20 protein-coding genes are annotated in these 20228 nt (G+C 40.5%); 6 read left to right on the top strand and 14 right to left on the bottom strand.

Going from position 1 to position 20228, the window contains the following annotated elements:
• Positions 1-41: 41 nt before the first annotated feature.
• The 3 genes from AC1DRQ_RS17260 to AC1DRQ_RS17250 form a co-directional block, all read right to left on the bottom strand.
• Positions 42-2603: a TonB-dependent receptor gene (locus AC1DRQ_RS17260; protein ID WP_477425865.1), complete on the bottom strand. Its 2562-nt coding sequence runs from the start codon at positions 2601-2603 to the stop codon at positions 42-44.
• 162 nt (positions 2604-2765) lie between these two features.
• Positions 2766-4181 carry a sugar porter family MFS transporter gene (locus AC1DRQ_RS17255; protein ID WP_477425864.1) on the bottom strand — a complete coding sequence of 472 codons (1416 nt, stop codon included), beginning with the start codon at positions 4179-4181 and terminating at the stop codon, positions 2766-2768.
• Positions 4178-5998 (bottom strand): class I mannose-6-phosphate isomerase, encoded by a 1821-nt coding sequence (locus tag AC1DRQ_RS17250; protein ID WP_477425863.1) that lies wholly within the window; start codon positions 5996-5998, stop codon positions 4178-4180. Before AC1DRQ_RS17250 ends, AC1DRQ_RS17255 begins: the two co-directional genes overlap by 4 nt.
• Positions 5999-6272: 274 nt before the next feature.
• Here AC1DRQ_RS17250 and AC1DRQ_RS17245 point away from each other — a divergent pair, with 274 nt between their 5' ends.
• Positions 6273-7001, top strand: a complete 729-nt coding sequence (locus AC1DRQ_RS17245; RefSeq protein WP_477425862.1) for a GntR family transcriptional regulator — start codon at positions 6273-6275, stop codon at positions 6999-7001.
• A gap of 122 nt (positions 7002-7123) precedes the next feature.
• On the opposite strand, the gene AC1DRQ_RS17240 is transcribed toward AC1DRQ_RS17245, so the two are convergent.
• On the bottom strand, positions 7124-7447 hold the full coding sequence (locus tag AC1DRQ_RS17240) for a hypothetical protein (RefSeq protein ID WP_429399983.1): 324 nt from the start codon (positions 7445-7447) through the stop codon (positions 7124-7126).
• Positions 7448-7893: 446 nt separating this feature from the next.
• On the opposite strand from AC1DRQ_RS17240, the gene AC1DRQ_RS17235 reads away from it, so the two are divergent.
• Entirely contained in the window at positions 7894-9378 is a 1485-nt protein-coding gene (locus tag AC1DRQ_RS17235; protein WP_477425861.1) for an aldehyde dehydrogenase (NADP(+)), read from the top strand.
• A gap of 125 nt (positions 9379-9503) precedes the next feature.
• On the opposite strand, the gene AC1DRQ_RS17230 is transcribed toward AC1DRQ_RS17235, so the two are convergent.
• On the bottom strand, positions 9504-10400 hold the full coding sequence (locus AC1DRQ_RS17230; RefSeq protein ID WP_477425860.1) for a LysR family transcriptional regulator: 897 nt from the start codon (positions 10398-10400) through the stop codon (positions 9504-9506).
• Positions 10401-10500: 100 nt separating this feature from the next.
• Between AC1DRQ_RS17230 and AC1DRQ_RS17225 the strand changes: the two genes are divergently transcribed.
• Positions 10501-11136: an NAD(P)H-dependent oxidoreductase gene (locus AC1DRQ_RS17225; RefSeq protein ID WP_477425859.1), complete on the top strand. Its 636-nt coding sequence runs from the start codon at positions 10501-10503 to the stop codon at positions 11134-11136.
• Entirely contained in the window at positions 11108-11401 is a 294-nt protein-coding gene (locus AC1DRQ_RS17220) for a putative quinol monooxygenase (RefSeq protein WP_477425858.1), read from the top strand. Before AC1DRQ_RS17225 ends, AC1DRQ_RS17220 begins: the two co-directional genes overlap by 29 nt.
• Positions 11402-11512: 111 nt before the next feature.
• Here AC1DRQ_RS17220 and AC1DRQ_RS17215 read toward each other — a convergent pair whose 3' ends face one another.
• Positions 11513-12331, bottom strand: coding sequence for a DUF3108 domain-containing protein (locus AC1DRQ_RS17215; protein WP_477425857.1), 819 nt, complete (start codon positions 12329-12331; stop codon positions 11513-11515).
• A 236-nt stretch (positions 12332-12567) separates the two neighbouring features.
• On the opposite strand from AC1DRQ_RS17215, the gene AC1DRQ_RS17210 reads away from it, so the two are divergent.
• Positions 12568-13593, top strand: coding sequence for a sensor histidine kinase (locus AC1DRQ_RS17210; protein ID WP_477425856.1), 1026 nt, complete (start codon positions 12568-12570; stop codon positions 13591-13593).
• On the top strand, positions 13590-14306 hold the full coding sequence (locus AC1DRQ_RS17205; protein WP_477425855.1) for a LytR/AlgR family response regulator transcription factor: 717 nt from the start codon (positions 13590-13592) through the stop codon (positions 14304-14306). The genes AC1DRQ_RS17210 and AC1DRQ_RS17205 overlap by 4 nt, the downstream gene beginning before the upstream one ends.
• Before the next feature lie 9 nt (positions 14307-14315).
• Here the strand turns inward: AC1DRQ_RS17205 and bshC are convergent, their stop codons facing one another.
• The 8 genes from bshC to AC1DRQ_RS17165 all read right to left on the bottom strand — a co-directional run.
• Complete coding sequence (gene bshC, locus AC1DRQ_RS17200) at positions 14316-15908, bottom strand: bacillithiol biosynthesis cysteine-adding enzyme BshC (protein WP_477425854.1); 1593 nt, start codon at positions 15906-15908, stop codon at positions 14316-14318.
• 46 nt (positions 15909-15954) lie between these two features.
• Positions 15955-17292 (bottom strand): 30S ribosomal protein S12 methylthiotransferase RimO, encoded by a 1338-nt coding sequence (gene rimO, locus AC1DRQ_RS17195; protein WP_477425853.1) that lies wholly within the window; start codon positions 17290-17292, stop codon positions 15955-15957.
• A gap of 71 nt (positions 17293-17363) precedes the next feature.
• Positions 17364-17738 (bottom strand): GxxExxY protein, encoded by a 375-nt coding sequence (locus AC1DRQ_RS17190; protein WP_477425852.1) that lies wholly within the window; start codon positions 17736-17738, stop codon positions 17364-17366.
• Positions 17739-17774: 36 nt separating this feature from the next.
• Positions 17775-18740 (bottom strand): signal recognition particle-docking protein FtsY, encoded by a 966-nt coding sequence (gene ftsY, locus AC1DRQ_RS17185; protein ID WP_477425851.1) that lies wholly within the window; start codon positions 18738-18740, stop codon positions 17775-17777.
• A gap of 242 nt (positions 18741-18982) precedes the next feature.
• Complete coding sequence (locus AC1DRQ_RS17180) at positions 18983-19147, bottom strand: DUF4295 domain-containing protein (protein WP_429399970.1); 165 nt, start codon at positions 19145-19147, stop codon at positions 18983-18985.
• Positions 19148-19240: 93 nt separating this feature from the next.
• Entirely contained in the window at positions 19241-19423 is a 183-nt protein-coding gene (rpmG, locus tag AC1DRQ_RS17175; protein WP_067063463.1) for a 50S ribosomal protein L33, read from the bottom strand.
• Positions 19424-19532: 109 nt separating this feature from the next.
• Positions 19533-19766 carry a 50S ribosomal protein L28 gene (gene rpmB, locus AC1DRQ_RS17170; protein ID WP_183566999.1) on the bottom strand — a complete coding sequence of 78 codons (234 nt, stop codon included), beginning with the start codon at positions 19764-19766 and terminating at the stop codon, positions 19533-19535.
• Between the two features lie 153 nt (positions 19767-19919).
• A partial coding sequence (locus AC1DRQ_RS17165; protein ID WP_477425850.1) for a hypothetical protein occupies positions 19920-20228 on the bottom strand: 309 nt, incomplete at its 5' end.

Below are 20228 nucleotides of genomic sequence, written 5' to 3'. Positions count from 1 at the left end.
TCGCATGATTATCATACACTTCCTTCAATACCACTACAATTTTACTTAATCGCAAGCGTAAGTGTGGTATAATAAAAGCCGCCAATGGCCGGGCCGCCTAAAAATGAATTGTAATATTTATTGGTGAGGTTGGTAGCGCCTACTTTTAAATTAAGTCCGGTTTTTAAGAAATCATAATTCACCTGTGCGTCTATAGTACCGTAAGCAGCCACATCGCCATTAACTAAAAACGATTGCCAGTAAAAGYCACTTTGCCACTTATAAGTTGCATTAAAACCAAAGTTACCCACCACTCTGTTGCCGCCAAAAGAGAGATTGGTGATCCATTGCGGGGTATTAAAACCATCTTCCAGCGCATCCTCGTTAGCGGTACGTTGTAATTTGGCGTAGGATACATTGCCTGTTAAAACATACTTCTGGAATAATTTATAGGATAAGCCTAAACTGCCCCCTATGTTATACACTGTACTTTGCGAGTTTGTCCAGGCCCGGTAACGGGCTTGTTTGGTTTTATCATTCAGATAATAGGGTATGGAATCAGCCTTTTGGGTGTTAGGTACATTGATCTCTACCTGGCCAATAAAATTATTGTATTTATTGTAGTAAAAGTCGGCATCAACGCTGAGCTGCCCATCAAACAGTATAGATTTATAACCCGCTTCAAATGAATTGATATGTTCAGGTTGCAGGTAGGTATAGGTGTTCTTTTTCAGTAAACCCTTCTCCTTTTCAATGGCAGCATCTGTACTTAAGCCTGCGTTAAAATCATTCTTTACCGCAGCCTGGAAAGCATCAATTGAAGTACGCAGGTAGGAGTTTTCAAATATCCCGTTTGATACCACCTTTAAACCGCCAATACGCTTAACACCGCCACTGTTCACGTTTGAGAATGCCTCGAATATGCTTGGGAAACGATAACCGCTTTGAAAAGATATCCTGAAATTTTGCTCAGCTACCGGCGAGTAAACAGCAGTAAAACGCGGGTTCAGTTTAAGATCAAAATAATCGTTCCTGTCTGCACGCAGGGTGGCCGATAGTTTAAGTTCATTATCAAAAAGCTCTTTGGCCACCTGCACAAAGCCGCCGGTTTTACTATAATCTATATTGCTATAGGCCTTACCCGGTACATAATTAATAAAGTAGTTACCATCCGGGTGAATGATATAGGTACGGTGATCAAACCCGGCCAGCAGATCGATCCCTGTTTCTTTTTGGAACGTTGGGGATATGGCATTGGAGATATTTACCTGCCCTTCTACATGCAGCAGATCATCCTTTACCCGTAATGCAGCCCCTATATCCCAGTTATTGATATCGGCCAGTTTATCAAGTGTACTTTTGAAAGCAGCCGTTCCGGGTTGGTACCTGCCTGCATCAGCCAGTTGCCGGGCTTGCTGCAAAGCTTGTGGAACCGAAGCCCCTGCCCCGGTAGCCGTATTAAAGCCTTTGGTAAAATCGGCATACCAGGTATTATCATCCTTATAATTCCTGTCTATGTTTTCGCCGGCAGAGCGCAGGTTGTATGATTTACCGGTGTTTTCGCTTGTCCAGTAGCCGCGTACCTGGTAAATGTTATTTTTTATCTCCAACGCATGCTGCTGTAAAATATAGCCCGATAGACGGAAACGATTGGCGCGCTGGTAAATATTATCCAGATCGGCAAAGCGATAAGTATAGTTGATCCGGGTATTTTCATTCAGTTTATAAGCCAGTCCAACATCCACCTTTACGTTATGCAAATCGTAACTGGTTACATCCTTTTCTGCATAACCGGTGCGTGCAATGGAGTATTGTTTGCCACCCAGCGTTACAGTTTTTCGGTCTGATGATTCATTGCCATAGCCATTTACCGGATCATAACCCGGATTATCCGGTCCACCAGCTATGCCCAGCTTAGCGTTTGCGGCGGCGTTCAAATCGGTTGTGTTATCAGCTATCCAATCATATCCTGTGGTATAGGTTCCATTCAATTTAAAGGCGAATTTTTTGGATACGGCCTTAGCTATCCGGAAACTGGTCTCTGAAAATAGTTTAGCCGAGGTTTCTTTATCGCCAACATGATTTACACCTGTTTTTTGCTGAATACTGATGCCCTGGCTGGTAAAAGGATCTTTGGTGATAAAATTTGCCAGGCCGTTAATAGCATTCAATCCATACAATGCTGATGCTGTACCGGGAATGATCTCCACACTTTCTATATCCAGATCACTTGGGCCCAGGGCATTGCCTATCGGAGCGCCAATATGCGGCGCCTGGTTATCAACCCCATCAACCAGTTGGGTAAAGCGCACATTGGTGGTATTGGCAAAACCCCTGGTATTAATGATCCGGAAACCAAGACTGGGTGTTATTAACTGAACGCCTTTTACATTTTCCAACGCGTCAAAAAACGATGGTGCTGCCGACCGCTTAAAATCTGCCGCTGTTATTTTTTCGATACTTACCGGCGACCGTAAGATACTTTCACTAATCCTCGATGCGGAAACCACCACTTCATTAAGCTCATGTTTTTTTATTTGTGTGGTATCACCTTTTTTAGATGCCGTATCAGCCGTAATGATTTTTTTCCGGCTTTGGGCATACAGTATACTGACAGTAAACATTATTGGGATTAAAAGAAAGTACTTTTTTAGCATAGGTGATCGTTTTCTGCTAATTTATTCGATATATTTTTATTTATATAACGAAATTCAAAATAAAACCAATCCGTCTTAAAGAATTGGCTTCGGTGTTGTAGGTAACTATATTATGCTTTTTTACTGCTATTATTTATGCGTTTCTTTCCAATAAGTTTCAATATTTTCCAATGACCGGCCTTTGGTTTCAGGTATCAGTTTCCAGGTAAGCCAAAGAGCGGGCGAGCAGCACAGTGCAAACAACCAGAACGTCCATGAAGAGCCTAAGCCTTCTAACATCAAGGGCGTAAGCTGTCCTACCAAAAAATTACCCACCCATAAAGACAGGGTAGCCAATGCCATGGCCTTACCCCTAATAGCATTAGGAAATATTTCGCCAACTACCACCCAGCAAACCGGCCCGAACGAAAAAGCAAAACAGGCTATAAAAGCAAGAATGAAGATCAGTATCCAGGAGCCTGAGGTTATACCCAGCGCAAACAATGCCCCAATAATGATCAATGAAAATACGGCGCCGCCAATACCTGCAAACAACAACGGTCTGCGGCCCCACTTATCAATAGTAAAAATGGCCACAAAGGTAAATACCACATTAACCAAACCTATGGTTACCTGCCCACCCAACGCATTGTTGAGGGTAAAGCCTGCTTGCTCCAGAATCCTGGGGCCGTAATAAATAACAGCGTTTATACCACATACCTGCGACAGAAAGGGCAGCAGTAAACCTATCCATAAAGCACGGCGGTAAATGGGGGTAAACAATTCCTTAAGAGAGCCTTCATCATTATCGCCCAGGGAGTTAAATGCTTCTATCTCTTTTTGGGCGGCCTCAGCGCCGTCAATCCTAACCAGTAGAGCCATAGCTTTTTGCTCCTGCCCTTTTAATAGCAACCATCGTGGCGATTCGGGTACTAAAAACAGGCTGATCAAAAATATACCGGCTGGTAATGTGCCTAAACCCAGCATCCCCCGCCACACATCGGCCGAAAATATTTTCCCCAGGCTTGCACTGTCAAATGTATCAGCGGCATGATTGGCCAGGTACGCATTTGAAAAATAGGCCAATACAATGCCTATGGTTAAAGCCAACTGGTAAAGGGATACCATCATTCCGCGAAAACGTGACGGCGAAAACTCCGATATATATAATGGCGATACCATAGAAGCCACGCCAATACCCAACCCACCAATTAAGCGAAATAAAATTAATGTTGTAAACGAGTCTGAAAGCATACAACCCAATGCCGATGCAAGGAACAAAACCGCCGAAATGATCAATACAATCTTACGGCCGTATTTGTCGCTCAATTTACCTGAGCAACTTACACCAATGATGCAGCCCAACAACGCGCAGCTTACAAACCAGCCCTCGCTAACTGCATTTAAGCTAAAATCGTGCTTAACCAAGCTTACCGTTCCTGAAATTACAGCAGTATCAAACCCAAATAAAAACCCGCCAAGGGCGGCCACCAAACAAACGAAGTACAGGTAGGTATTGCTCATTTTTGCCTCTTTATTGTTTACGGTTGTTATTACTTCATTCATTTTAAAAAGGCTTTGATAACTTTTGCACGGCTTTGCCCCAGGTTGGTTAATGTGTATGACGTTGCAGCTGCCGGTACCACAAAAGTTTCGGCGTAAGCAAAAACATGTTTTGTTCCGTCGGCAGTTTTTATAGATACTGCTGCACCTTCAACCAGCATCATTACGTGGCATTGATTATTGGTTTTAACTTTGATTTCGCTGTCAAATTCCATGCGGTGAACATCGTAAAAATGCTCGCGGTGTGTTGGTAAATGAACTATTTGCCAATCTTCGCCCTGTTGTATAACCGCTGGTTTTGAAATAAGCTCATCCTGAACTTTTTGTCCTTTGCGGCTAAAGTCGAGGTTATTAAATGCGTGATCAATATTTATAGGCCGCGGGTTGCCATCAAGATCAAGCCTTAACCAATCGTACATTTTAAAGGTAAAGATGTAAGGCGTAGCACTGATCTCCAGTACCAGATTATCAGCTCCGGCGCTGTGTACCGTACCATTCGGAATTAAAAACAAGTCGTGCTTTTTAGCAGTATGGGCCTGCACATATTTTTTTATTTCAACCTCTTTATTTTCGGCCTGGCTTGTTTCGAGTACCGATCTAAACTCTTCCGGGTCAATACCTTCCTGGAAACCTAAATAAACCTCAGCCTTATCCTTGCAATCCAGTATATAATAAGTTTCGTCCTGGGTTATGGTCTCACCAAAATTGTCTTGTATATATTTTAATTTAGGATGGCATTGGATGGATAAATTGCCCCCATCATAAGTATCCAAAAAATCAAAGCGGATAGGGAACTCATCGCCAAACTTTTGCGCATGCACCCCTAACACCTGTTCATGGTTATGGAACATCAAAAAATCAAAAGACACCTCAAGCAGGTAACCATCGCTTTCAAAAACCAAACCATTTTCGGGCACTATCAACTCAAACGACCAGGCGTAATTTACCACGTCCTTGTTTAAGCTTTTTATATGCTCCCTTATCCAATGTCCTCCCCACGCGCCAGGTTCAAACCAGGGCCTAACCCTAAAAACCGACCGGCTAAGGCGATTTAGGCCAGTCAAAAAGTCAACCCGGTGCATCCAGTTAATATCATCAGGCCATTGTCCATCAGCTATTAAGGCTATTTTGCCCAATATTTGCTTTTTATAGTTATTTAGTAAAACCCAGTCAACAAAGTAAAACCGCTTGTACATATAAAACGGATCGTTAACCTGATCGGTCCCAAGATTGGTTACGGAGCCGGCCCGCATCCTAAACTGCAATTCGTTTTTTGGCAGGTCAATATAAATTACCGGAGCATCCCAGCCAATCCACGCAGCGGCCGTGCCAATAACTATATTAATATCATATTCCTTATTTATTGTTTGTTCTGTTAACTTATCCAGCTCATAAAAATCATGCAGTGATAAAGTACACTTTGTTCCCCATACAGCATCCCCCGCACCCATAAATGGGTTAACCAAAGCTTCAATTACTTCGGCAGGTTTTAAATATTCTGAAGTTTGTACCCAGTTAACCGTTAAGCCACTTTTTTCAAAATATTTATTTAATGAACCTTGTATCCTGTTCCAAAAAACCCCGGCATAGCCATCAATYATCACTGTTTTTTTACCGGCAATATATTGGCCCAGCGAATCATATCCATTAAAAATTTTCCCACTCCCTACCGAACATACCGGATAAATATTGTATTCGTCCTTTTCGGTACCCGAGCTGTTTAACTTTACTGGCATTAAAAATTGTGACGATTTTCGGAACAATACTTCCTCAGGTTTAGGTTGTCCAGGAGTGTTGGTATTAGGTTGATCAGTATTCATTTATTTGTAATAATGTATGAACATATTAATTAACATTTATAAAGATCCTAAAGAGGTATTCCTTTATATTTGTAACATTCAAAACAGATTGGCTTATTTATTATTATGTACAAACATATAAATAATTTCATAATCCAAATAATTTTCAAATTAATTTATTTTCGTATATAAATAAGTAAAACGGCTAATAATAAAAACTATTTCAAAACGTCTTTATGTAGTAACAAATAAACTTGTTATTAAAAAATGGTTATCATTGTAATTTATTCGATAAATGAAATACGCTATAGACCATAAAAGCCCTATTCCTTTACACGTACAGRCCGAAGCTCTTTTAAGAAAGTTAATAGCCGAAGAAGAATATCAGGAAGGTAAGCTTTTACCCAACGAAGTTGACCTTGCCAAAAAACTGGCCATATCACGTACAACTTTAAGACAAGCCATCAATAAACTGGTTTTTGAAGGATTACTGGTGCGCAAAAAAAGATTTGGCACCAAGGTTGCCCAGGCCGCGGTTAGTTCAAAATCAAATAACTGGCTAAGCTTTTCGCAGGAAATGGCATTAAGGGGCATACCCATTAAGAATTTTGAACTGCATGTTACCTGGGTTTTCCCGGATGAGACCTTAGCCAAATTCTTTGAAATAAAACCCGACCGCAAAGTATTAAAAATGGAACGGGTTAGGGGGCGGGCCGATGAGCCTTTTGTTTATTTTGCTTCTTATTTTCACCCCCGCGTTGGTCTTACCGGCGATGAAGATTTCAAAAGACCATTGTATGAAATGCTGGAACAGGACCATTCTGTTATTGCCACCTTATCAAAAGAAGAGATCAGTGCCAAATCGGCCGGCAGTTTCATTGCCGAAAAGTTGCGGGTAAGCGTTGGYAGTGCTGTGTTGTTCAGAAAAAGATTTGTTTTTGACCAGGGCGAAAGGCCTATTGAATACAATCTTGGTTATTACAAGGCTGATAGTTTTGTTTATACAGTAGAGAGCTCCCGGTAATTTACATACAAAAAAAAGAATGTCACATTGCTTGTCGAAGCATTATGAGCAGGCCTTTACACACAACCCTCCGACAAGCATAGGATGACAGATCCCTTTGCTTAGTAAGATATTTTGGATAATTAAGTACGCGGTCTTTTGGGATTAAAGGCTACTAAATAGTTCAGTTCTTCATTTAAAACATTGTTCCTATCCTGCTTTTGTTCTTCTTTATGGGCCGACTGATTGAGCCTTGTTTTAATAGTGTGCAGTACCTGCAACAGGATCTCGGGAAATATTTTGGCGGCAACGGTAGGGTAGTAATCCTTCTGAATTTTTATTCTTTCGGTATTGGTAACCATGCTCAATTCCCAATTATCCTCGCCTTTAAAGCCATGTTCTTTGGCTGTGTTCAATAGGTCGAACATGTACATACGGGTTTGGCTTTCAATTGTTTGCTTATCCATTATCATAGTTTGTTATCTCTTAGGGTTAGTTCCTTTGTTACCGGATACCAGCAATTACCAATATGAGGGCAGCATTTTTAAAAACATGGCGACTATTTATATAACCATTCTTTTACATGATTGCACTGATATCGTTTTATTAACTAAAGCTTAATTATTACCGTATCAAAAAATGGCAATGCCTAAGAATCTATTGCAGTAGCGAGGAAGGAATTGCTTAAAGATAGCTATATTTTATTGTATATCAGTACTTTTAAATATTAATTAAAACCCTTGACTTATGAGATAGCAATCTCAGTTTAAAGCCCTACGGATCAAACATGCCAAAATCATAGCATTAATGGATAGTATTGGTGAGTTATATTGAACCTTGTTTAAATATATTTGTTAAAATTATTTTGGATACAACCCGTTTGTATCATATATAACACATCATAAAATCTGCCATGGCTAACCATTTTAAAGAAGCAAGCGTTGAAGAAATAAACCAGGTAATGCAGCAGTCACACGCCGCGTTTCAGATCTTTCAAAAAAAGAGCATCGAAGAAAAAAGCACATTTCTGGATACCATAGCCAATGAAATTGAAGCATTAGGCGATGCCCTACTGCAAAAGGCATCCGAAGAAACTAATTTACCCATAGGTCGCTTAACAGGCGAACGTGCCCGTACCACTGCACAGTTGCGCATGTTTGCCACCATGCTGCGCGAAGGCAGCTGGGTAGAGGCCAGCATTGATACCGCCATACCAGACAGAGCTCCGTTGCCAAAACCCGATCTGCGCAAAATGCTGATCCCGCTGGGGCCTGTGATTGTATTTGGGGCCAGTAATTTCCCGTTTGCTTATTCTACCGCTGGTGGTGATACTGCCAGCGCGCTGGCGGCTGGTTGTTCGGTTGTGGTAAAGGCACACCCTGCCCACGCCGAAACTTCTGAAATGGTATACAGCGCTATTAAAAAAGCCATAATTACATGCAACATGCCTGAAAATGTTTTTCAGCATGTACACGGAACCTCATTTGAAAGTGGCAAAGCCCTGGTACAGGCCGACCATACAGCCGCGGTAGGTTTTACCGGCTCTACCGCCGGGGGTAAGGCCTTGGTTGATTATTCAGCACAAAGAAAAAACCCCATTCCTGTTTTTTCGGAAATGGGCAGCATAAACCCGGTTATATTTTTACCAGATACCCTGCAACAAAATGCCGCCGGTTTGGCCACACAATACGCAGGCTCTATCACCTTAGGCATGGGGCAGTTTTGCACTAACCCCGGTTTAATGCTGGCGGTTGAAAGCCCCGCCCTTCATGATTTCCTGGATCATTTAAGCACAGGCATTGAAGCCATACAACCGGCTAAAATGCTGCATGCTGGTATCCATTCAGCTTACGAAAAAAAGAGCCACGAGGCACTGGAGCAAAAAGGTGTAAAGCTGGTTCAGCAAGCCGCTACGGCCGCTCATGACATTGAAGCTCTGCCAACCGTTGCCCTGGTAAGCGGCGAAACATTTTTAACGAATCCTTTACTGCACGAGGAGGTGTTTGGACCATACTCGCTCATGGTAAGCTGTAAGGATGAACAAGAATTGGTAACAGTTTTAAAATCGGTATCGGGACAACTTACTACTACCGTAATGGGTACCGTTAAAGATCTGACAGATCATCCAAACCTGGTGGATGTATTACCTTCCATTGCCGGTAGGATATTGTTTAACGGTGTACCTACAGGAGTTGAAGTTTGTGCCAGTATGGTGCACGGCGGCCCTTATCCGGCCAGTACAGATAGTCGTTTTACCGCCGTTGGTGTTAATGCTGTAAAACGCTGGGTACGCCCGGTATGTTACCAGAACTGGCCAGATAGCCTGTTGCCTTTAGCTTTGCAGGATGCTAATCCGCTACAGATATGGCGGTTGGTTGATAATGAGTGGAAGAAGTAGAAGCCCCCTCTAAATCTCCCCCTAAAAGGGGAGACTTTTAAAATCTTTTAAAGCCCTCTCCTTTGGAGAGGGTTGGGTGAGGCTTCTGCTTCTTTCTCCCGCAATGTCGCGATGATATGTTGCTTTTAAGCCATTTCCTTCATAAAGATCTCCTGGATAACATTGATCTCTTTGGTGTAAATGGTTTTTTTGCGCATGGCAAAGTACAGGGTGTTCTCCACCTTCAGCTTACCTTCCCATATCAACTTTACATCACCGCTTTCAAGTTCCTTTTTACATAAAAAATCAGGAATCACGGCCAGGCCTACACCACTGCTTAAACACCGTACAATGGAGTTTAAGTTGGGTACAATAAAGTTGGGTTTAAAATTTGGCCGCCTGTTAAAATTAACATACCAAAACCTTAGCCAGTGTTCCATATCACCAGTGGTACCGTACCACTTCTGGTTGGTGAGCCATTGTTGTAACCCAGGCATGTCATTTTGCGCGAGCAACTTTTCAAAGAGTGTGGTATCGGTATTTTTGCCGGCTACCAATGCAATTGTCTCTTTGGAGAACGGCGTGTATTCTATGCTTTTATTATTGCCCTTCTGCGGGGTAATGATCAGGTCGAGGATGCCATTGTCCAGATCGCTCAGCATTTGCGGGTATTCGCCAAACTTAATGATCACGTTAAAGGGCAACCCGGCTAAATAAGGCTCTAAAGTAATTTGGAAGGTTTCAAAACACATGCCTATACTTATGGTGGGCGTGTCCTTTTCCGTACTCCGGTGAAAATGTTTTTCGGCCGATTCCAGTTTTTCCAATGCCTCCTGTATATAGTTATACAATATCTTTCCCCGTTCTGTTGATACCATTTTACGCGAGGTGCGGTCAAAAAGTTTATAACCCACATAAGCCTCCAGCGAACCTAAGTGGAGGCTAACTCCGGGTTGTGATACATACAGCGCTTCGGCAGCACCTGTTAATGTCCCGGTTTCATAAATGGCCTTAAAGGTTCTGTACCATTCTAAATTTACCATTTCTATCTATCATAATTATGATACAAATGTATGATTTAAATTATTTTAATAGTAGATAAATCAGGTCTAATTTTGCGTCATAAAATTAGAGCATAACACAATGAAGAAAATATTTGTAATAAACGGCGGCCAAAAATTTGGCCATTCCGGAGGAAAGTTTAATAAAACAATAACCGAAACAACTGTTGATTTTTTCGAAAACCAACCCGGCTTCGAGGTTAAATACACTGATATTAATGAAGAGTACGACCCGGCCGAAGAAGTTCAAAAATATGTATGGGCAGATGTGGTGATATACCACACACCTACTTGGTGGTTCCAGGTGCCACACGGACTTAAAAAATATATTGATGTAGTATTTACCGAAGGCCATGCTAATGGAATATACCAAAGCGATGGCCGCACGGCCGAAAACCCAACAATTAATTACGGCACCGGTGGTATGCTGCATGGCAGGCAATACATGGTAACCACATCATGGAACGCCCCCAAAGAAGCCTTTACCCTGCCAAATGAGTTTTTTATGGAAACCAGTGTTGACGATGGACCGTTATTTGGCTTTCACCGGATGAATGCTTTTACCGGTATGACGCCTTTGCAAAGCCTGCATTTTCATGATGTGATGAAAAATGCCGATATTCAACATAATCTTGACACTTATACTGATCATCTTACCAAAAATTTCATCATCGCCCAAACACAAGAACATGAGCATTTACTTAACTGCAATAATTAAAAGCAAACCAGGCTACGCCGATGCTTTAAAAGCACACTTACTGGAATTAGTGAGCCATTCAAAAACGGAGATCGCCTGTCTGCAGTATGATCTGCACCAGGTTGAAGAAGATCCTAATATTTATATTTTTCATGAAGAGTGGAGTGATGCTGCAGGATTAGAGCTGCATAACAGCCAGCCTCACCTGCAAAACTTCGTGACCAATTCTGCCGATCTGCGTGATGGCGACATCATTGTATATAAAACGCATACGGTTTCAGCATAATAACATGGCAGACTTACGAAGTTTTAAAACGGCGAAGCCCTCAACGAAACAATTAAAAAAACTAACATCGCTGAGTTAAACTTCGTAAGTCTTAATCCTTTGGCTCCAACCCTACTTAACAAACCTTTTCAACAGGTCAGGAGCCGCGGCCAGGAGTTTTATTTTATAGCGATAGCCCCCATCAAAAGCATCTTCTTCCTTTAAAAACTCGTGTGCCTTTTTGCTTATCCAATAGGTTTCTGTATAGTGTTTACCCTGGTAATCACTTTCGGTAAATAGTTTCCAGCAATCAACCTTGTCATTATTTAAGGTAGTAAGCACCTCATCGCCTGCAACTTTATAAAGCACGTACATGGGTGGCTCCAAACCGGCATCATAAAAATTAATAGCGAAGGTTTTTCCCGCCGCCAATGGCAGCATTTCAAAAGTTTCAATGTCCAAATTCCAGTTAAAATTGGGCTGTTTAAAATCAAGCGAAAAATTTTTCACGTCGTTATTTTTTACGGTATCGGCCGCGGTGATCTTATCCGTGTCCCAGTTATATGCTTTTGTTTTGCCGCCTATAGTTTCTGCATGGTAAAGAGGCGCAAAATCGGCAACCTTATTAACAGAATAAACTTGTCTGAATGATGTGCTATCGCTACCAAACCAGTTTTGACTTATGGTAAAAACCTTTTCATTGTTTTTGGTTCCCACTTCAATATTGCGCAGCCAAAACCAAAACCGTAAATTCTTTTTACTTTTTACATTTTGAAAATATACCAGGTATTGCTTATTGCCCGGTTGTAACACCTGGGTCATCAATCGTTTATCATTAAGGTGTATGGTATCTGTTTGTGCCCATACCGGCCTTAAATTGCCCAGCAATTGCCACAGCAAGGCTAAACTTGTCAAAATAATTTTGATGATAGAGCAGCAGTCTGTTTTCATGATAGTTAATGGTTTAAAGCAGGTCCTTTTTATAATTAATGATTAAAGCTGCCTCTTATTCACCGCCAAAAAAAATCAATTCAACTGCTGCATAGCTATTTTTAACAACTGGCGGTAAAGATTCAATAAACAGGCATTTACGCTGTTTATTAAACCCTGTGCCCCTTTAGTTTAATAAACAAAGGCATCGGTTGAAAAAAAGCAAGAACAATAAAAAACCTTTGTAATTTTAAAACATGCAAGTATTTAAAGGAAAGGCAACCATTACTCAACTGCAATGGCTTGCCTGGGTCTCATTCTACGTTATTACATTTTTTTCCTATCTGCCAATGGATGGGCTTGCAGAATCGGCTGTGTTCCCGTTGATCAATTGCTTTTTTTATGCAGTTATTATATATGGCAATATCCTGTTTTTGTTTCCGCGTTTTTACCAGCGTGAAAAATATGCGGCGTATGTGTTACTGGTGATCCTGCTTTTGATAATAACAGGACTAACCCGCGGTTATTTATCTTCGTTTATTTACAATACGTACTTTGCCGAACCCTCTAAAATTGAGCCTACAACATTTCTTGGTCAGCTAAAATATTCATTGGCCGGAATTTTAATATTCGCGCTCAGTTTTATATTCCGTATAGCTATTGCTTATTTCAAATTAAAGCAGCAAACCGAAGAGATGATGGTACAAAAAAGCCAGGCAGAGCTTAACCTTTTAAAATCGCAGGTACAGCCACATTTTCTGTTCAACACACTCAATAACATTTATTACGAGGCTTATCGCGAAGCGCCGAGAACCGCTGCTCTGATCGAGCGCCTGTCAGACATTATGCGCTATTTTTTGGATGAGAGCCCTAAGGATGAGGTTGCTATCGCCACCGAAGTTAAATTTATTGAGAATTATATGGAGCTGGAAAAGATCCGTATAAGGCATGATACCCAGATGAGCTTTAAAAAAGATTTTAGCCAGGACCTGCGGATTCCGCCTATGCTGCTGATGACTTTTATAGAGAATATTTTTAAGCATGGCATTGATAAATCAAGCCTGGATAACTGCATCAAAATTTCATTGATTCAGCAGGATAATTACCTATTGTTTGAAACCACTAACCGCGTATATGCCAAACCTAAACAAAATGGCAGTAACGGATTTGGGATAGCAAATTTGCATAAAAGGCTTACCTTGCTATACGGAACAAACTTTGAACTGGATGTTAATAAAAATGAACTATCGTTTACTGCTTTTTTAAAAATCCCTTTAGCGTGAATTTAAGTTGTATTATTATTGATGACGAACCAAATGCGGTAAAACTGCTCGAAATGCTGATCAGTCAAACCACGCAATGGCAACTGTTAACCAAGTGCTATAACGGCCTGGAAGCGCTTGCATTTTTAAAAGAGAACAAGCATAAGGTAAATTTTATATTTTTAGATATCAACATGCCGCATCTGAGCGGTATGGAACTCGCCGGACTATTATCACCTGACACCAAAATTGTTTTTACAACCGCTTATTCTGAATTTGCTGCCGAGAGCTATACTTTTCAAACTATTGACTATCTACTAAAGCCCATAACACTGAAACGTTTCCTGGCTGCTATGCAAAAGATAGAAGCTTATTTCGGAAAAGCCCAGCCAGTTATTATCCCAACAACACAACCCGAGCAGGAATATTTTTTTGTAAAATCGGGCAAAGTGCTCCGCAAAATATTACTGGAACACATACTATATTTTGAAGGTGAAAAGGAGTATGTAAGGGTGGTGATGCATACCGATCAATTACTTATTTACCGGCGGTTAAAAGATATTGAAGAACAACTGTCAATCCCATTTGTACGCGTACATAACTCATACATTGTAAATACCAAACAGCTCAACAAAATTCAGGATAACCATATATACATTGGCGATAAACAGATCCCCGTTAGCGAAAAATTCAAGGATGGTTTTATGGCAGTTATTAACCAGCGTATATTTTGAAGATTTAACTTATTCTTCCGTTAAAATAGTAAACTTAAACTCAAGCGGTTCAAAATGGCGGATGAGTTCATCAATGAATGATTGCCCCCATTTTACATACATCAGGCCAAAATTTTCGGTACGCTCCTGCAAGCTGTCTTTAGGGAACAATTCGGCTTTAACTGCTGATAGTTGTTCAAGCCTTACCTGGTAATTGCGTTTTTCGGCTTTAATTAATTTCTTTTCCAGATTATCAACAGCATGTTTAAGGCGGGCTTGCACTGCAGCTGTAGATGGTGACAATGTTGGGTCAATTTTATACGACCTCAGTTTTATTTTTTCAAAAACACTGGTCAATTCACGCCATTCCCCTTCTAATGAAAGATTATGTTCGCTATGTTTCTTTATCCATTCAGTTTGCAATTCGTCTGTTGGTTTAAACAGGGCGGCAACATCAAGATCCATACGTTCAATTTTGGCAGCCTGTTCCTTACGCACCATCAAAGCCGAGTTACGCAATATCAGGATAGGGAAATCAACTTTGTAAAAATCAAAATTTGATTTAAGCTCCAACCAGTAAACCACTTCGGCGCCACCACCTATATAGGCAATGTTGGGTAAAATACATTCCTGGTATAGCGGGCGCATTACTACATTTGGGCTAAAACGCTCCGGCGCTGTCGCGATTTCCTTTTTCAGTTCAGCCTCTGTAAAACGGATATCAGTATTCATTACTTGATAGCTGTCCTGCTCAAAAATTATACGTTCGCGCAGGCTGTCTTTCAGGTAAAAAAAGTTTATTTCGCGCGGATTAACCTGTATATGTACCCCCAATTTTTGCAATTGCTCATTGGTGGCGCTTATATTTTTAAAACTGTGCTGATCAATGATGTCCTGCTCCATGATGGGGGCAAACTGCTGCTTAAACTCATGGTCATCGGCATCTATAATCACCAGTCCGTATTGGCCAAACAAGGCATTAACCAGGTAGCGGGTAGCATCGGCAAGTTTATCAAATCGGGTATAGGCTGTTTCTACAATTTTTGCCAGATCTTGCGAATAACCCTCCATCCCTAAAACGCCTTTATACTGATTAAGAGCCTGGCGCATAGTATCGGGATTTATACGTCCGGTAGCGCCCGATGCCTCGTACCACCAATGCACCTTTTTACCACCAATATTGGTATAGTTGATCTCGGCAAAGTCATGATCTTCACTGGCCATCCAGTAAACAGGAACAAAATTTTTATCGGGGTGAGCGGCTTTTAGTTGCTGCGCTAATTTAATAGCCGTAGCTATTTTATAAAGGAAATAAAGCGGGCCTGCAAAAATATTTAACTGGTGACCTGTGGTAATTGTATAAGTACTATCTTCTTTAAGCAGCTCAATATTGTGCTCTACAATGGAGGGATAAGGCTCATTATGGGCGTATTGTTTTGTCAATACACGTACCAGTATCTCCCTGTTAGCAACAACCTTTTTATTTTTTAGCAGCTCGGCAAAACCGGCCATATCCGGGCGGTAGCCGTAAAATTGTTTAAGATCAGCACGGTTTTCGAGATAATCAATAACCGTGGGCGAAAAAAATCCGGTGTCTTTATAGCTTGTACAGGAGGCTTCCATTAATCCAAATGTAAAATCATTACTGGTTATGTGCCACAAATTAGCATTATTTTACAATTTGTCCATAAAGGTCAAAATCTTCGGCACTGTTAACTTTTACATTAACAAAGCTTCCTATAGTTGCATAATCAATTTTAGCATCAATCAAAACTTCATTATCCACTTCGGGCGAGTCAAACTCGGTACGGCCCACAAAGTAATCACCGTCCTTTTTATCAACCAGCACTTTAAAAGTATGACCTATTTTTTCCTGGTTCTTATCAAACGAAATACCTTGCTGAATTTCCATAATGGCATCGGCACGCTGTTGTTTTACTTCATCAGGAACATCATCAACTAAAGAGTAGGCATGGGTTTTTTCTTCGTGTGAGTAAGTGAAACAACCTAAACGGTCAAACTTAGTTTCTTCAACCCACTGCTGCATTTCTTCAAAATCGCGCTCTGTTTCGCCGGGGTAACCGGTAATTAAGGTAGTACGCATAGCAATACCCGGTACTTTATCACGGATCTCGTTTACTACATCTATTGTTTTTTGTTTGGTAAGACCACGGCGCATAGATTTCAGCATATTATCGCTGATGTGCTGTAAAGGCATATCCATGTATTTGCAAATATTATCGCGCTCGTTCATTACGTCCAATATCTCCATCGGAAAACCGGATGGATAAGCATACTGCAGCCTGATCCATTCAATACCGTTTACGTCAGACAGGCGGCGAAGCAACTCATCAAGGTTACGTTTACCATACAGATCCAACCCGTAATAGGTAAGGTCCTGCGCTATGRGTATAAGCTCTTTGGTGCCATTTTTTGCCAGCTTCTGCGCATCCATAACCAACTGATCAATTGGTGTGCTCAGGTGCTTGCCACGCATCAGTGGGATGGCACAGAACGAACATGGACGGTTACAGCCCTCGGCAATTTTAAAATAGGCAAAGTGCGATGGCGTAGTTAATAAGCGTTCGCCTATCAGCTCATGTTTATAATTTGCACCAACTGATTGCAATAAATTCTGCAGATCGTTAGTACCAAAGTAAGCATCAACATTGGTGATCTCGGCTTCCAGCTCAGGTTTATAACGCTCGCTCAGGCAACCGGTCACAATTACTTTCCCAACTTTACCCTGCTCTTTAAGCTCGCTGTATTGTAAAATAGTATCGATAGATTCCTGCTTGGCGTTATCAATAAAGCCACAGGTATTTATCACGATGATATCGTTGCTGTTAACAGATTCAGCCTCGTGCACCACATCAAACTGGTTGCCCTTCAGCTGACCCATCAGGATCTCAGAGTCGTATATATTTTTTGAGCAGCCCAAAGTAACCACGTTTACACGGGGTTTAACTATTTGGGCTGTCGGCCTTGAAATTTCTTTTGTCCTCATAATATTTTTGAGATTTCACTGATTTTAGGAGTGATTTCACCGATCTTTATTAAGAATTACAATTGATTTGATCAAACTGATATCCTTTTTATTTCACAACTTGGATTACCAAAATTGATAAGTAATCCTGTCTTTACCTTACTTGCTTTGAGATAGGAAAGTAGTTGACTTTTAAATAATGCAGGGATATGCCCCGTTACTGATTTAAGTTCAACGATAACTTTGTTTTCAACAAAAAGATCACACCTGAATTTTCCAACAAACTGATCTTTAAAAACAACGTTAAACTCTTTTTCTACTTCAAAATTTATTCCCTCTAATACTAACTGATGTTGCAGCGCTTTAGCATAAATCTTTTCAATAAATCCCGGCCCCAATGAACGATGAACTTCGTAACAGCAGCCTATTATCTTTTCAGTAAGAGCATCATGTTCAAAGTTTGACATATCAATCGGTGAAATCAACTCAAATAATCAGTGAAATCACACTTTAAACAAACTGTTCACAAATTCAGTTCTGTCAAACAGCTGCAAATGCTCCATGCCTTCGCCTACACCTATATATTTTACCGGGATCTTAAACTGATCCGAAATTCCTATCACTACACCACCTTTGGCCGTACCATCAAGCTTGGTTAGCGCCAACGCGTTAACCGCGGTAGCCTCAGTGAATTGCTTGCATTGTTCAATAGCATTTTGCCCGGTCGAGGCATCCAGCACCAGCAATATCTCGTGCGGGGCGCCAGGGATCACCTTTTGCATTACATTCTTGATCTTGGTAAGCTCGTTCATTAAACCTACTTTATTATGTAAACGGCCTGCGGTATCAATGATAGCCACATCATCGCCATTGGCCACTGCAGATGTCAATGTATCATAAGCTACAGATGCGGGATCTGAGCCCATAGGCTGCGCAACTACTCTTACATCAACCCTTTTGCCCCAAAGCTGCAGCTGTTCAACCGCGGCAGCGCGGAAGGTATCGGCAGCGCCTAAGACAACTTTATTGCCTGCTTGCTTTAATTTATGGGCCAATTTGCCAATGGTAGTAGTTTTACCTACACCATTAACCCCAACCACCATAATTACATAAGGCTTGTGGTTGCCATATTCAAAGTTCCTGAAATCGTTACTGTTGTTTTCGGCCAGTAACTGCTGAATTTCGTCCTTCAGCAAAGTGTTCAGTTCGCCGGTGCCTACATATTTATCGCGGGCTACGCGGGCCTGTATGCGCTCAATTATTTTTAAGGTAGTGCTTACACCAACATCTGATGTTACCAGTACTTCTTCCAGCTCATCAAGAACATCATCATCAACTGTTGATTTGCCTGCTATTACCTTGGTGATCTTTGAAAAAAAGTTATCCTTGGTTTTTTCTAAACCAGTATCAAGGGCTTGCTGCTCCTGCTGTGTGTTATCCTTTTTCTTAAAAAAATCAAATAATCCCATAGTTTTTTAGATATGCAGATTTTAGATGTGCAGCTATGCAGATTTCAAATATGCAGATTTTTTGATGTTTAAACTTAGCCTTGCAAATATGCCGATATTCATGTTAGCAGATATCAGATCAATGTTATAATATGATCTCATTTGCACATCTGTACACTTGAAATCTGCACATCAGTATGTAATCAACAAAAAAAGCCCTCTCGTAAAAACAAGACGGCTTCTATATTTTGATCAAAAAGTTATTACAGTGTTTTACCTGCAATAGCATCCTTAACAAAATCGTTAGGGACAATTTGTTCTTTAAATGAATAAGCACCTGTTTTAGGTGATTTATTCATAGTGATCACTTTTGAATATTCTTTGCCTTTACCTGCTACTTTCAGTGTTGCAACTACTTTCTTTGCCATTTCTTTTAATTATTGAATTAGTGACTTATTGAATTAGTGAGTTAATTGTTGTTAGCACTTTAAACCTAATCAACCATCAACTTAATCAACCAATTATTTAATCTCTTTATGAACTGTTACTTTCCTTAAAACCGGGTTGAATTTTTTCATTTCCAGTCTTTCAGTTGTGTTTTTCTTGTTCTTAGTGGTAATATAGCGAGACATGCCTGGCATACCGCTTGTTTTGTGTTCAGTACACTCTAAAATTACCTGAACCCTGTTGCCTTTTTTTGCCATTTTCTTTTTATGTTGTACGTGTCACCTCCCGGCTTACGTAATTTTTTAATTATAATACTGCACGTTTTGAATCTTACGTATAACGTAAAACATCAAACGTACAACCCTACTAAATGTATCCTTTTTTTACAAATTTATTGATACAGGCAGTTATACCATTTTTAGTGATGGTTTTAACAGCCGATGTAGATACCTTTAAGGTAATCCATTTATCTTCTTCRGGGATATAAAACTTTTTAAGTTTTAAGTTTGGATGAAACCTACGTTTTGTTTTAACGTTTGAGTTAGAAACGTTATTACCCACTAAAGATCCTTTTCCTGTTAGATCACAAATTCTTGACATGACAAATATTTTTAATTATCAACCCTTTACTTAAAAGAGTTTGCAAATATCAGACTTTTAAATCAAATATTCAACAGTGTTTTTAAAATAATTCAAATAAATATTCCGAACCTCAAAAAAGCGTATTTGYTACCTCCCGAAAGGCTATCTCACTTATTGATAATAAACTATCTTTCTTTCGGTATAAAAAGGTTGGGATAGGGTTCCGTTATCAAGTTCGGGTACTTTTATGCGCTTAATCCAGTTGCCTGCCTTATCAAAAGCCGTATAAGTATAATGCGTTTTGATGTGATTGCGGTTTACCATGTTGCTATTTTGTTCCTTAATAAAGCCGGCCTTGTTATATTTAAATTCATTTACAAGTACCATATCACCTTTCTGATCATATTCTTCATCCTTCGCCTGGTGCCCTTTTCTATCATATTTATACTTATTCTTATACCGAAAAGCTCTTTCATCCGC

The organism is Mucilaginibacter sp. P4_E8 (assembly GCF_056401495.1).
Note: the sequence above shows the minus strand (reverse complement) of the source record. Positions and strands in the feature narration are given on the sequence as shown.